This window comes from Sphingobacterium thalpophilum, from assembly GCF_038396785.1.
Lineage (GTDB): Bacteria > Bacteroidota > Bacteroidia > Sphingobacteriales > Sphingobacteriaceae > Sphingobacterium > Sphingobacterium thalpophilum_A.
In genome coordinates this window covers 3343939-3356981 of sequence record NZ_CP151087.1, presented here as the reverse complement: position 1 = coordinate 3356981, position 13043 = coordinate 3343939, and the positions used below count along the sequence as shown (strand labels likewise).

Here is a 13043-nt window from a genome sequence, read left to right as displayed (position 1 = left end):
ATTCAGTTAAACATAGGTACTTTTTTACTTTCCTATTGTGTTATTTTTTCTTTTTACGCACTATTGATGGTATGCGACTTATCAAGTACATATTGACTTATGTCCTATTAGGTGCTAGCTTTGTTGCATGAGCAAACAAGAAAAAAGAGAATATATGTTATCGATGATAGCAGACTGGCAGCAGAGCGGAAAAAGCAAGAAGGCATATTGTGCGGAACAGGGGACAGTTGCAAAAATAATCCCTCTGACGCTTTGGCAAAAAAGGAAAACGCTAAAATCCGAGCAGATTTACAGCAATAAGTTGATTACCAAGGGTCAGATGAAAGCAGAACTATTCGAATACATAGAAATCTGGTATAATCGAGAACGTCGTCACTCCACATTGGGAAATCTTACAATTGAGCAATTTAATAACAAAGAGCAAAAAATTAAAAAAGCTGCTTAACTAGCACTGCCGATTTTATTTGCAAGTCCACTTTTTCATTTTAATGATATAGTTGCTCTAACAAAAAAAACTCCCCACACATCAAGTGATGCGAGAGGAGTACCTTTTATAAACTAAATATATTACGAAAAAAATCTCTTTTTATGTAGATGGCGTTGAAGATTTTAGTAATGAAGATTTTAGTAATAAAGCGCCCTAATAAATTAAGGCGCTTCGCTAAATGTTGGTATATTTCAACCGGCTGATCTAATATAGAAATAATTTTTTGAAATAGAAAAAATTATACAAGATTTTTGATCTTTGTTTTTGTCGTTTTGGATGCTACTTTAGGTTAACCCAATTATTGGACGCTCGCCATCGCCGTGGAAGTAGTCGAAGAGTTTGCAGTATTAATCGTGTCGCTTCTTTCGTTGTTCAGAGATAGTATAGGATTCTTAAATAGTTATTCGTATAGCTGTTCAAATGCATCTATCAGTTTCATATTTTGAGATTTCGCAATCGAAAAAACTTCATGAGCATAAAAATCATCTGCAGTTTGATTTAGTACTTTCGTGAATCTTGTATTTTCAATGCCTGCTTTTTCTGAAACTTCTGCTTGTGACGATACAAATTGAGTAATAAATTTTTGGTAGGTATTCAACTTCTTATTGTTTTTTACTTTGCCTTTTTGTTTTGCAAGATATTTTTTATGGGCTGTGTTAGCGATTTCGAATAATGCATTTTCACAGTCTTTGTCAAAGTCGTTCGATAGTAGTTTTACAGCATTATAAAAGTTTCGGCCTTTTACTACTGATAAATCACTATTTAGTTGGAAAGACTCTAAAGGATTTTTATCCGATAAAATCGCTTCAAACTCTTTGTTTAAAGTTTTCAAAAACTTTTCAAACTTCATTTTATATTTCTGTTAGTTAATGTCTTGAATTTATATCGCAATTTTATTTGCGATTATATTTTGTATTGTTATATTTGTATTATAATCAGTTCGCTGATTTAGTCTCGGGCACGAAACGGCAAATTTCAAAAGACGTGAGACGTAGGGTTTGCGACCCCCAATGCTTTTTGTATCTTTACAACAAGGAGGGGCAAGCTCCCCTATTGGAAACTGCGTCTGGGTTCTTTGCCGTACCTGTGTTCAGTGGAAGATAGTGGGGCTTGCCTCTTTTATATTTAGTCATGCCTTTAATATCTTCTCCCCTTGAGACTCTTTTTGTTAACCAAATTTGTAAGATTATGAGATCAAAAGAGCTAAGAACATTTACAGAACGACGGCAGATTAAGGATCAGCTTCGTCAACTTGCAGTATCACTACTCATCAAGAACAAATACTGTCCACCTGAATAGCTTCTTAAAAGCTTAAAATTAACAATGGCCGATATCCAGTGGGCTTCGAGCATAAAAAAGCCGTAAAGGCCTATTTATCGCAGACCAATTGTTGATTTTACCGGCCTGTTTTTTTAGATCCACGCTCTAAAATTGCACAGCCCTTATCTCTTTTATCTTCACACTTTAAAAGTAAGGGTTTCCGATTTCAAAAGCAAAGATTTTAGAAAAACACTGTTATAGAAATTCTATAAAAAAAGGTCGGTTTTTTATTATACCAACGGACGCGGTATCGTCTCTATCAAATTACGTGTAACTGTCCTGCACCGCGCCCGATAACCTATTTCTTATTTTTTCACCGCTGTGACCTGAGCCCATTCAGGCTCCCACAAAAACTGATTTCGGTCGGACAGGGAGAGCTATGCGCTATGGTCACAGCCAAAAACTAAACACATGAAAGCCATTTATGAAGATCTCCTGCATCTCGACAGGCCATTTTACGAGATCCATGAAGACAGTTACGATCCATTGAAATGTATCGAAAGCTTTTGGGATCATTATTCGCTAGTCACGATACGCGAATACCTCTACGCATTGGATCTCAAATGCAAAACCCTCGGCGAAGCTACCGAAAGCAAATTGGAGTCTCTACAGCAAACGTTGTTTTTGTCGAATATCCTGCGTGCTCTAATAGCGTATTTCCTGACACATAGCCGCCATTTAGATACAAGCGCAATAAAACTGTCTACACTGGAAGCGAATAGGAAGGAAATCCAGCTAACTAAAAAAATCAACGATTTTTTTCAATCTATTAACCAGCCAAATCTTTAAGATGATGAAATCAACACTATTCAATTTATATAAGGCCTTTAAGAGCAAACGAGCACGAGTGATGCTGCTGTGTTTGGTTTCTATGTTTAGTTTATCTGCCCAGACGCCCCGCCAGGACAGCGGGGCCAATGGGCTCAGCACTGCTCAACCTTTGATGATTGGGTTTAGAGTACCTGAAGAATTCTGGTCTCACGAGTTCATGATCTTTGAGAACAATAAATATGTCATGCGTACTTTAGCAGAATATCGTGGTAAACCTTTGATCTTGGATTTTTGGGCCACATGGTGTACCTCTTGCGTAGCGAATTTTCCTAAACTGGATCAATTGAAACGTCTCCATGGTGATAAAATTAATTTTTTACTTGTCAATAGCTTTGATAAAGATACCACAAAGATCGCAACAGTGCTTCGTGGTAAAAAAACTGAGAAATACAGAACGCAAACTCCCTCAGTCGTTTTAGATACTTTCCTTAAGCAGATATTTCCCCATAAAGCAGTGCCAATCTATATTTGGCTCGATCATTTCGGTAAACTGGGCGCGCTATCCACATCTGATTTTCTCAATGATAATCAAGTTAAAGTGCTGCTCGCTAGAATGAAAGGAGTGCAAGAATGAAAATACTGTTATTATTGGTAATAATCTCTTTCACTAGTCATTTGTATGGGCAACAAATGATAAAAGGAAAAGTATATGATGAAACTGGCGATCCTGTGACGAAGGTCACTCTTAGGGACAGTCAGAAGAAAATGTTGGGGGCAAGCGATAGCCAGGGCAATTTTAATATCGTTGTAACCCAATTGCCGCTATGGATATATTGCAGCAAAATAGGCTATCTTACAGATTCAATTTACTTAAATAATGCAATAGGGATTGAAATTGTCCTTAAACAAAGCAATACCCAGTTGCAGGAAGCTGTGGTCTATAGTAATGGCTTTCAGAAGCTGCCCAAGGAAAGAGCGACAGGATCTTTTGAAAACTTGGGCAATGATCTGTTAAAAAGAAGGATTTCTTCCACAATCATAGGGCAATTGGATGGTCTGGCAACAGGACTCCAGTTTGATAATAGGACAAAGAGCGCTCAACTGAACATCCGCGGCCTCAATTCTTTTTCGGGAGGAAATGTGAAGCCGCTTATTGTACTGGATAATTTCCCCTTCGAAGGGACATTGGATCAGATCAACCCAAATGATGTCGAAGACGTAACCCTACTAAAGGATGCTGCGGCAACTTCAATATGGGGAGCAAGAGCAGGAAACGGTGTAATCGTGATCACAACGAAAAAAGCCACAAATAAATTTAAGATCGACTTTTCTTCGAATTGGACTTTTCAGCCTCCCGATGATTTATATTATGAACCTATTGTGAATTCAACTGACTTTATAGATCTCGAAATGATGCTTTTTGATAAAGGACATTTTGACAATCAATTCTCCAACCCATTGGCATTACGTAAAATAGTCCTGTCGCCAGTGGTAGATCTGTTACAAAAATTGAGATTGGGGGAGATACAGCAGGATGAGGCTGACCGTAAAATTCGATCCTGGCGATCTTATGACTATAGAAAGGACAAAGAAAAATTTTATAGAGTAGCCGCACTTCAACAAGATTATATAAGAATAAATAGCGGCAACACCCGATCCGATCACAGCGTTTCGATAGGTTGGGACAGAAACTTAAGTCAGCACATAAAAAGTCTATCAGACAGAATATCCATAAGACAGACTAACTTGTTTGATGTTACCGATAATTTACAGTTACAGGCAAACTTCTCCTATACATCAACCATTGATAGAGCACCGGCAGGGACCGATAACTTTTTCTATTATCCCTATACAAGGCTTTTTGATGATGTCGGAAACTCGATAACCGTGCCCTATCTGCTCAACCAGAATTACGTAAGCGAGCTCGGTGCTAAAAATGGGATAGACTGGACTCTCAACCCTATGGAGGATTTAAATAAATCGTTGACAAAAAATAAAATGGACCATTTTGCTGCAAATATGATTGCGAGATATTCAATATTTAAAGGAATTACCGGACAGTTGATCTATGGGGCTGAAACGCAAAAATCAAGAAATACTTCCTTATATGAAGAATCAAGTTTTTTCTCAAGAAATCTCATTAATCAGTTTACGCAGCAAACGAATGATGGAAAATTGAAATACATATTGCCAAAAGGAGCAATACAGGATAGATCGTTCAGTACGCTGATGAGCCATCGTATCCGTGCGCAGTTAGACTTTGCAAAAAATTGGGCAAATAGTCATGAACTTAATATACTCATAGGTACAGAGCTGAGCCACCGCAAGGTCGATGGTAATTCATACCGAAACTATGGTGTTGATGCCGATGTGCTGACGGTACAGAAAGTGGACTATGTCAATCCGTATCCAACTTTCGATAATCTTTACGGAAATAATTATATACCGTTTTATGGAAGTAATTCCCAAAATGTACAACGGTTTTTATCCTTATTCGCAAATGCGGCCTATACCTTTAAAGGCAAGTACACTATTAGTGGCTCAATGCGAAAGGATGGAAGCAATGTATTTGGTGCTATAACAAATGAAAAATGGAACCCCCTTTGGTCTACAGGGGTAGCATGGGCATTGGCTGAAGAAAATTTTTTGAAGGATATATCCTGGATAAGCAGCCTCAAAATACGCGCGACATATGGTACAAGCGGAAATATTGGCGGCGGTGCCAATCGTGATCCGATTATGATATACAATGCGGCCACTGCGCAGTACACAAATTATCAATATGGTCTGATCAATACACCGCCCAACCCATACTTAAAATGGGAAGAAGTGCAGACTTTTAACAGTGCTCTAGAATTTTCAATGCTAAAAAATAGAATCTCTGGATCGGTTGAATGGTATAGCAAAAGATCTGTTGATCTGATTGCGCCTGATCAGATTGATCCGACTACAGGTTTTGGAAATGCCTACCGTAATATCGGTGTAATCAATGGCAGAGGATGGGATGCTAAATTAAGTATTGCTTCAAACCCTAATAGTTCGCTGAAATGGAATACTACGTTCGGATTTTCTTACTCAAAAAGTGTCGTGAAAGATTATAATGGTGCTATAAATACGACGATGAATTATGCAGAAAGCGGCCCGCAGATCTTAAATCCAATTCTGGATAAGGAATTGTATCCTGTATTTGCCTATCGTTTTGAGGGTTTAGATCCACAGAATGGAGATCCTCAAGGTAGCTATAAAGGTGAGGTCTCCAAAGATTATCAAAAGTTGCTGAATGATTCTTTGCAAAATCTGCATTATTATGGCTCAGCTTTACCAAGCCATTATGGCTTCTTAAGAGGAATGCTCGGGTGGAAGAAACTGCAGTTCACATTTTCTATAAATTATAAGTTTGGTCATTATTTTAGAAAACGGACTGTGGGATACGCGGGAATGTTCAATGGTACAGCAGGACATGGAGATTTCTATCAAAGGTGGCAAAATCCCGGCGATGAGAAATGGACTAACATCCCTTCAATGATATATCCCGCAAATACCAGCAGAGATAACTTTTATAAATATGCTGAGCCCAATGTCTTAAAAGGTGATGTCATCAGATTACAGGATCTGAGATTAAGTTATTCATTTGCAAAAATTCCCATACAGGTCAATGCTTCAGTAAATAATGTCGGCATTTTATGGAAAGCAAATAAGAAAGGCTTAGATCCCGATTATTTTAGTACCCCCCCAAGCCGAATCTATTCCTTTGGTATAAACGTCAATTTTTAAAACTTCACATTATGAAACTGTTAAGAAATATGATACCAGCTCGTCTATTATATTGCATGTGGCTGTTTACGCTAATGTCTTGCAACAAATTTCTGGACGAAAAGAGTGAAAGCTCTTTCGTAACCCCAAATTCATTGAAAGATCTACAGGCATTGCTCGATAATAATTATACCATAAACACAAATCTTGCACCCGGCTTATTGGAAATGAATACGGATGATTTCTATGTGACGACGGCTGTATTTAATGGACTTACTGAATTTGAAAAGAGCTTATATATTTGGGATGATGAACCGCAATTTCTGCCCGCAAATAACAATGTATACTGGAAAAATCCATTTCTAGCAATTTTTTATGCAAATACCGTGTTGGATAGATTAAGGAAGATGGAAAAAATAGAAGATGCCAATTATAATTATATTAAAGGATCTGCATTATTCTTTCGGGCATACACTTATTATCAGATGGCCCAGGTATATTGTTCTGACTTCAGAAAAGATAATCCCGAGCATAACAATATTAGCTTGGGTATGCCTTTGAGATTAACGCCCAATTTTGAAGAAAAGTCGATACGGTCAACCTTGGATGAAACTTATCGACAGATATTGAACGATCTTGAAGAAGCGCTGAATCTGCTCCCTGTGCGCGTTGACTTTTCAACTAGGCCGTCACGTACCGCTGCACTCGCGATGTTGGCACGAGTAAATCTCTTGATGCAAAACTACGATAAAGCATTGGAATATGCGGAAAAAACCCTAGCGGTCCATAACGAGCTTATGGATTATAAATCAAGGAATCCAAATAGTACTACACCCTTTGAAATTATGAATCCCGAAACGATCTTTCTGGCCTATAATACAGATCTAACTATTTTAAATGCTAAAAGGGCAAATGTTGATTCAGCCCTTTTCGGATTGTATGATGAGGGAGATTTAAGAAAGACTATATTCTTTAATAAAAAAACGGATGGTACTATCGGTTTTAAAGGAAATTATGCAGGATTCTATAACTCGAGTTTCTTCTGCGGTCTGGCTGTGGATGAGATTTTTCTGATAAAAGCAGAATGTTTGTCACGCAAAGGAGAATTGAATATGGCAAAAGCTACATTGGAGGTATTGCTGAATAAACGTTTTGCAAAGGAATATGTATTTCCTTCTGCACTCAAATCCCAGGATGAGGTATTGACATATATTTTGCAAGAACGCCGTAAGGAGCTGATTTTTAGAGGTGTTAGGGTCTCTGACCTTAAAAGGCTTAATAGAGATCAAAAATTTCAGAAGACTTTGGTGCGCAAGATTGTACGGGATGGCGTGGAAAAATCCTATACACTTCCTCCAAATAATCTGCGATATCAAATATTGATTCCTCAAGATGTAGTTCAAATTACAGGCATGTTGCAAAATCCACGCTAAAAAGACTTGTATGATTATAGAAAAGCTCCAAACAAACTGATATTTGGAGCTTTTAAAAAAACTGTGTTTCCTTCTATTCTGAACGGAAAGACTGTACGGTTTCATTTGGTGTCCCTGAACCGAGCGCATCACTGATACGCTGCGAAACAGACTCGCTAGGCTGCCCCGGTATAGTAACTGTGGCATTGAGATCTGGTTGCCCTGAACTGCCATTTTCAGGAGCATTTAAATTGCAGATAGTTTCTTTCTCTCCATCACAAGTAGTGCTGCTGCCTTTAGAATATTGTGAGGGATCCGTAAGATCATTATTGGAGGGATTGGGTGCGCCATCGAAATGCCACTCAATAAATTCGGGATCAACTTTATTTACTTTCACCTCTTCTTTTTTATCATGTGCATTTGCACCGATGATAAGGCCTGCCATCAAGGCACCTGTACCCAATGTGCCGATGATTCTTTTTACTAATGTTCTCATGTTTTTGTTTTTTATATGGTTATATTTTTGCTTATCCTTATTATCCTCCTGAATCGGCCGTGGAGTTGTTCCTGTTGACCGGCCGGGCATCTCCCTGTCCTCCGATCTGTTATCTTATACCAAAGTTAGCGCAGTAATCTGCCCTGGATGTATGACTTTTAGGTACGTAGTTGTATGATTTTTTGTGCGATGGCGACCGGTCTTCATTTTGGGGACGAGAGGTTTAATTTCAGGGGCGAATGCCAAATATGGGAGGATCTGCCTGCAGCTGCTAAGGACTAGGTTCCCGGAAAAAAAAAGGTTTTCAAACTGTAAAGAATGAAAACCTTTGGAATGGTAAGATCTTAACCTGATAAATTCTTTAGATTAAATCATTGGGATCACCATCTAAATTTCTATCGTATCTCGCACGTACACGTCGTGCACGCTCGCGCTCCGCAGCAAATTCGTCTGTCTTTGATCCCGGGCTATAAAATGTATCTTCATTAAAATGTGGATGTTGATAAAAATCCTGGTCATATACACTAGATCCCACCGTAAATCCGACATCACCTGTTCCCTCATAAATATGGCGAATGGATAATTCAGTATCCGGATCCAGGTAATTTTCACGGTACGCCGGTAGTCTGGTCAGACGGTCGGCAGTAACCGGTACCACCACGACTTCACCATCATCGACCGGATTATAGCGATAGTCTGTAGCAGGTTCCACGGGATCGATTTCATCTACCGGTAGTACGCCGCTGCGGTCGATGGGCTCCACGGTACCCGGTTCATCATTACTCGCCTGTATACGCTTCCCGTCATAAAGTGCAGCTACGCCAATGGGCACCAATATCTTTTTGTCGTCTTCAATAGGCAAATCTGCATCTTTCAGGTCAACAATAATATAGCGTACTTGTTGGCTTTGAGGGTCAAAAAGGAGGTCATCTACCTCACCTAGCGATTGTCCGGCCTGATTTTTCACCTTCCAGCCCCTAATATCTGGTTCACCATCAACGATTTCATAATCGCTTCCTCCTAATTCGATCAAATGGTTGTATTTTTTTTCTTCTAATGCCATGTCTTTAAATTTTTGAGTTCAAAACTTTAGGTTTCTATTTATTGCGAAAAACCACGATCTCTACATTTCGGTTTTGATTTTTTCCGCTTGCGCTTGCATTGTCAGCCACAGGAGCATTTTCTCCACGTGAATGTACGCTTACTTTGCTTTGGTCAATTCCACCTTGTCTAACCAACCAGTCCTTCACGGCAGTAGCACGTTCCATGCCCAGCTGCTTGTTGTGGGATGCCGTGCCGGTAGAATCCGTATTCCCAAATACGCCTACATAGGCACCTTGAAAATCTTTATTCAAAGCCGACGAAATTTGTTTAAGTTTCGCCTCGGAATTGCTTTGTATGGCGCTTTGGTCAGTGGCAAATAATATATTTTCGCCAAGCGAGTAAATGGTATAGCCATCACTGGAGCGTACGCGAATATCTTTGTCCGTGATGTTCGGGTCCGAAGATTCAGCACTATTGAAATCTACTGAATTCCAGCTTGGTTCCGTTGTTGCAAGGGTATCCCCGCCCATATCGCCCTGATCTGTTACCATGCCAGTGCTGTCCCTGGCATCAGCGACATCGGATGCACTGTTATTACGATTTACAAAAAACAAGATTATTGCCAATGCAATAAGTGCGAGTAGAAGCCAAAGCCACCATGGTGCTCCGCTTTTAGGTTTTACTTCTAAATGTGCCATATAGCTATTATTTTTTCTAGGAGAACACCTAAATTCTATTTTCCGTTTTAAAAGTTTTTTTATGGCACATACAAAATAGGGGGCTACCGCTAAACTTAAGAGAGGATGTAAGACGGATCGAAGATAAAAATTTAGATTAAAAATTTGATTTTCAAATATAAGTGTTATCTTAGCAAGAGTTCCAAACGGAGTTACCTTGACGCTGTACGAACACCAAAATTTCTCGGGGATCAACTGGGTGCTGACGACGGATACGCCACTCTTTTCTCAATTGACACCGACAGCCAATGATAAGGCCTCGTCCATGAAAGTGGAATAAATGATGACACTCTTTTTTCGGTAATCTTCTGCCGATCAGTTGTTGCGACCGATTGGCAGAAGATTATTGCTTTTTCTTTCAGATGACTTTCTTGCTTTTATCACAGAGGGTAACACTACATGACTAGCATTATCTTTTGTTGGTTTTTCTATCTGCTTTAGCAATAATTTTATAATGTTGTTACTTAGTTCCTCCAAGTGGTAACCTAATAATCGTTCATGCATTTGGCTTTGTGTAGATTCGAGTGTAACGAATCCAATCTGACGAAATCCCTTATCATATAGATGCATACAAGCTTCAATCATTGCTTCCTTGTTGTTGGTTCCGACAAAATCCACACCTTCGACCGGATCCCGGTCAAATAGAACAATTGGGATATGTTCATCCACCATTTCTTTAACGACATCTTCTATTCCTTTGGTTGGTGCAATGATATAGCCATCCAGTTGGCTCCGTCTGAAAAAATTGATAATCTCAATGGCTGTATTGGTATCACCGAGGGTACTGCTGTACATTATCCTATACCCTTTCGTTTTGGCTAGATTTTCGATCATGAGCGCTATTGGTCCAAAAAATGAGTCAGAAATATCTTCAACAATAAGTCCGATACTGCTACTTCGGCCTGTGGCTAGGCTTTGCGCTAAGTGATGCGGGTAAAAACGAACCTCTCTGACATAATCCAGTACTTTAGCCTGTAATTCTTTGCTAATCCGTCTTTCGTCAGCTTTTCCGTTAATGATCAACGATACGGTTGACTTTGCTATTTTTAAGTGTTTCGCAATGTCATTTATTGAAATCTTTTTATTTTCCATACATTCTAAAACTTAAAAATATAGATTTTTATTCACTTGTATCCATTATCGTTCAAAGCCTTTAGAATTTACCGGCATTGTTGTTGAAAAAGAGGTCGTTTACTGCAGCAAAGAAAAAAAGTGTCCAGAAGAAATCGGCAAGATCGTAAAGAGATTCAATGTACTTCATAATCTTTTCTTGGGCCATCATGGGGTTGAAGCCTTCTCTGTCAAGATGCATCAGGTCAACTTCGTGATTAGCTTTTTGTTTTTCGGATTTTCCCTTATTGATTTATCTGTTGTAAAATATTATGATTAAATTAGCGTAGATGAAAACTACAGCTAATCTTCTGGTGTCTATTTTGGAGCAGTCCCATAGTGCGATCGCAATTTATGATAGCATAGACCTAAATATTGCTTTTGTTAGCCAAGGTATGCTGGATATATTATGTGTGGATCGGTCCATCCTAGGGCGTAGTTTTTGTGCATGCTTTCCTCATTTTAAAGAAGAAGGTTTTTCATCTATTTTGAAAAACGTTTGGAAAACAGGAATTGTCTATCAGGCTGAGCGTACACCCGCAAATATTGTTCATGAAGAGACGAAAACACTGCGGTATTTTAATTTTGAATATAGGCCATTGCTTGACGAGGAGGGGAAAACCTATGCCATTTTGCATACGGCAAGTGATGTGACTGAGCAACATCTTGCCTACAAAAATGTGGAGGAAAAGCAAGAGCAGCTTATGTTTAGCCGCGAATTGGACGTGCTCGCCAGCACTTTGGCACATGATCTAAAAAATCCATTGTCTGTTTTGAAAATTGGGAATAGTTTTCTGAGGAAAAATGTGGGTGTTTCGGTTAAGGTAAGTGAAAGGTGGTTTGAAGCCTTTGCGGCATCTATTCAAAATATAGAAAGTATTATAAATCAGACATTGCAGCTTGGCAAGATACACAGTGCCGAGAAAGAAGTCGCGTGTGTGGCAATGGATAAAAAAATAAGGAATTGTATTGATGAAATTAAACTGGTATATCCCGACAAACAAATGGAAATCAAATTAGGAGATCTATTTCCTTTGTATACGGATGGCGGAATCGTTTATCAGGTTTTTATAAATCTAATTGGTAATGCCGTTAAATATGCAAAAAAATCAGGCGAGGCTTTTTTGCATATTTATAGTGAAAAAGCTGATAAAGGAGTAGTATATTATCTCGAAGATAATGGCCTCGGGATTCCGGAAGACGAGTTGCAGAAGGTTTTTCTTACAAATGAACGGGCGAGTAATACTGCCAAGATTGCTGGATCGGGAATCGGGCTGGCATTGGGTAAACATCTCATGGAACGTATCGGTGGGACGATTCATTTATCGAGCGAACTTAACAAAGGAACCGTCGTTCGCTTATTTTTTCCAGTTTCATCGCGAACGTTAGCCTAATGGGTTCGGAATTATTTAATTTTAAGCGTTATCGTACTTGTACAATTGCTCATAGAGCTGGATAAGCTTTTTCTGAAGCTGAATGATTTCGTCCTCGCGTTGGGATATCTTTTCCGAAATAACTTTTAACTCCTCAACATGCTCTTTAATTTCTTTATTTTCAGAATAATATAAAAGCTGTGCGGTTGTCAAATTAAATACCTTTGCGATTTGGTTTAATCGAGAGATATTTAAATCTGTAAAACCGGTTTCAATTTTAGAAAATGCAGGAATTGATATTTCTAATCGCGTTGCAACATCGCCTTGATTCCAGCCTTTTTGATGTCTCAGTAATCTAATTGCTTTTCCTAGTTTGTCCATTGAAAAATTAATCTAACGTTAAGATACAAAAAAAACAACCGAAAACTTAATAATTAAGGCTATATTGAAATATATTGGTAGATACGTTGACCCCAATACTAACTTCGGCTGGAAGTTTTATTTCGGGCATGAGGAAAATAAAATTCTTGTGATTGAATT

At 38.7% G+C, this 13043-nt stretch carries 13 protein-coding genes and 2 pseudogenes; 8 read left to right on the top strand and 7 right to left on the bottom strand.

Going from position 1 to position 13043, the window contains the following annotated elements; translation table 11 throughout:
* Positions 1-127: 127 nt before the first annotated feature.
* Positions 128-274, top strand: a pseudogene (gene tnpA / locus AACH28_RS25535) (IS66 family insertion sequence element accessory protein TnpA); the annotation flags it as partial.
* A 3-nt stretch (positions 275-277) separates the two neighbouring features.
* Positions 278-445, top strand: a pseudogene (locus AACH28_RS25530) (IS3 family transposase); the annotation flags it as partial.
* A gap of 442 nt (positions 446-887) precedes the next feature.
* Here AACH28_RS25530 and AACH28_RS14910 read toward each other — a convergent pair.
* The gene (locus AACH28_RS14910) at positions 888-1337 is read right to left on the bottom strand and encodes a hypothetical protein (RefSeq protein WP_313239262.1); all 450 of its coding nucleotides are present in this window, start codon (positions 1335-1337) and stop codon (positions 888-890) included.
* An 881-nt stretch (positions 1338-2218) separates the two neighbouring features.
* Between AACH28_RS14910 and AACH28_RS14905 the strand changes: the two genes are divergently transcribed.
* Genes AACH28_RS14905 through AACH28_RS14890 form a run of 4 tightly spaced genes read left to right on the top strand, consistent with a single transcriptional unit; the run spans position 2219 to position 7764 of the window.
* Positions 2219-2596 (top strand): hypothetical protein, encoded by a 378-nt coding sequence (locus tag AACH28_RS14905; RefSeq protein ID WP_341830880.1) that lies wholly within the window; start codon positions 2219-2221, stop codon positions 2594-2596.
* Position 2597: 1 nt separating this feature from the next.
* Positions 2598-3212 (top strand): redoxin family protein, encoded by a 615-nt coding sequence (locus tag AACH28_RS14900; protein WP_341830879.1) that lies wholly within the window; start codon positions 2598-2600, stop codon positions 3210-3212.
* Positions 3213-3268: 56 nt separating this feature from the next.
* Positions 3269-6352 carry a SusC/RagA family TonB-linked outer membrane protein gene (locus tag AACH28_RS14895; protein ID WP_341830878.1) on the top strand — a complete coding sequence of 1028 codons (3084 nt, stop codon included), beginning with the start codon at positions 3269-3271 and terminating at the stop codon, positions 6350-6352.
* 11 nt (positions 6353-6363) lie between these two features.
* A complete protein-coding gene (locus AACH28_RS14890) occupies positions 6364-7764 on the top strand; it encodes a RagB/SusD family nutrient uptake outer membrane protein (protein WP_341830877.1) in 1401 nt (466 codons plus the stop codon).
* A 73-nt stretch (positions 7765-7837) separates the two neighbouring features.
* On the opposite strand, the gene AACH28_RS14885 is transcribed toward AACH28_RS14890, so the two are convergent.
* The 3 genes from AACH28_RS14885 to AACH28_RS14875 form a co-directional block, all read right to left on the bottom strand.
* On the bottom strand, positions 7838-8239 hold the full coding sequence (locus AACH28_RS14885) for a hypothetical protein (RefSeq protein ID WP_145328116.1): 402 nt from the start codon (positions 8237-8239) through the stop codon (positions 7838-7840).
* Between the two features lie 361 nt (positions 8240-8600).
* Entirely contained in the window at positions 8601-9302 is a 702-nt protein-coding gene (locus AACH28_RS14880; protein WP_341830876.1) for a PRC-barrel domain-containing protein, read from the bottom strand.
* Between the two features lie 34 nt (positions 9303-9336).
* On the bottom strand, positions 9337-9981 hold the full coding sequence (locus AACH28_RS14875; protein ID WP_201639873.1) for an OmpA family protein: 645 nt from the start codon (positions 9979-9981) through the stop codon (positions 9337-9339).
* Between the two features lie 196 nt (positions 9982-10177).
* Between AACH28_RS14875 and AACH28_RS14870 the strand changes: the two genes are divergently transcribed.
* Positions 10178-10300 carry a hypothetical protein gene (locus AACH28_RS14870; RefSeq protein WP_286775344.1) on the top strand — a complete coding sequence of 41 codons (123 nt, stop codon included), beginning with the start codon at positions 10178-10180 and terminating at the stop codon, positions 10298-10300.
* A 35-nt stretch (positions 10301-10335) separates the two neighbouring features.
* On the opposite strand, the gene AACH28_RS14865 is transcribed toward AACH28_RS14870, so the two are convergent.
* Both AACH28_RS14865 and AACH28_RS14860 read right to left on the bottom strand, forming a co-directional pair.
* Positions 10336-11112, bottom strand: coding sequence for a LacI family DNA-binding transcriptional regulator (locus AACH28_RS14865; RefSeq protein WP_341830875.1), 777 nt, complete (start codon positions 11110-11112; stop codon positions 10336-10338).
* A 61-nt stretch (positions 11113-11173) separates the two neighbouring features.
* Entirely contained in the window at positions 11174-11332 is a 159-nt protein-coding gene (locus AACH28_RS14860) for a hypothetical protein (protein ID WP_159332659.1), read from the bottom strand.
* An 88-nt stretch (positions 11333-11420) separates the two neighbouring features.
* Here AACH28_RS14860 and AACH28_RS14855 point away from each other — a divergent pair, with 88 nt between their 5' ends.
* Complete coding sequence (locus AACH28_RS14855) at positions 11421-12524, top strand: PAS domain-containing sensor histidine kinase (RefSeq protein ID WP_286775342.1); 1104 nt, start codon at positions 11421-11423, stop codon at positions 12522-12524.
* Between the two features lie 21 nt (positions 12525-12545).
* Here AACH28_RS14855 and AACH28_RS14850 read toward each other — a convergent pair whose 3' ends face one another.
* The gene (locus AACH28_RS14850) at positions 12546-12884 is read right to left on the bottom strand and encodes a helix-turn-helix domain-containing protein (RefSeq protein ID WP_115045883.1); all 339 of its coding nucleotides are present in this window, start codon (positions 12882-12884) and stop codon (positions 12546-12548) included.
* Positions 12885-13043: the final 159 nt, after the last annotated feature.

Bases quoted from the DNA above. Each gene is read 5' to 3' on its own strand.
- AACH28_RS14905 (WP_341830880.1), top strand. From the start codon at position 2,219: ATGAAAGCCATTTATGAAGATCTCCTGCATCTCGACAGGCCATTTTAC.
- AACH28_RS14885 (WP_145328116.1), bottom strand. From the start codon at position 8,239: ATGAGAACATTAGTAAAAAGAATCATCGGCACATTGGGTACAGGTGCC.
- AACH28_RS14890 (WP_341830877.1), top strand. From the start codon at position 6,364: ATGAAACTGTTAAGAAATATGATACCAGCTCGTCTATTATATTGCATG.
- AACH28_RS14910 (WP_313239262.1), bottom strand. From the start codon at position 1,337: ATGAAGTTTGAAAAGTTTTTGAAAACTTTAAACAAAGAGTTTGAAGCG.
- AACH28_RS14880 (WP_341830876.1), bottom strand. From the start codon at position 9,302: ATGGCATTAGAAGAAAAAAAATACAACCATTTGATCGAATTAGGAGGA.
- AACH28_RS14900 (WP_341830879.1), top strand. From the start codon at position 2,598: ATGATGAAATCAACACTATTCAATTTATATAAGGCCTTTAAGAGCAAA.
- AACH28_RS14860 (WP_159332659.1), bottom strand. From the start codon at position 11,332: ATGCATCTTGACAGAGAAGGCTTCAACCCCATGATGGCCCAAGAAAAG.
- AACH28_RS14855 (WP_286775342.1), top strand. From the start codon at position 11,421: ATGAAAACTACAGCTAATCTTCTGGTGTCTATTTTGGAGCAGTCCCAT.
- AACH28_RS14875 (WP_201639873.1), bottom strand. From the start codon at position 9,981: ATGGCACATTTAGAAGTAAAACCTAAAAGCGGAGCACCATGGTGGCTT.
- AACH28_RS14865 (WP_341830875.1), bottom strand. From the start codon at position 11,112: ATGGAAAATAAAAAGATTTCAATAAATGACATTGCGAAACACTTAAAA.
- AACH28_RS14850 (WP_115045883.1), bottom strand. From the start codon at position 12,884: ATGGACAAACTAGGAAAAGCAATTAGATTACTGAGACATCAAAAAGGC.
- AACH28_RS14895 (WP_341830878.1), top strand. From the start codon at position 3,269: ATGATAAAAGGAAAAGTATATGATGAAACTGGCGATCCTGTGACGAAG.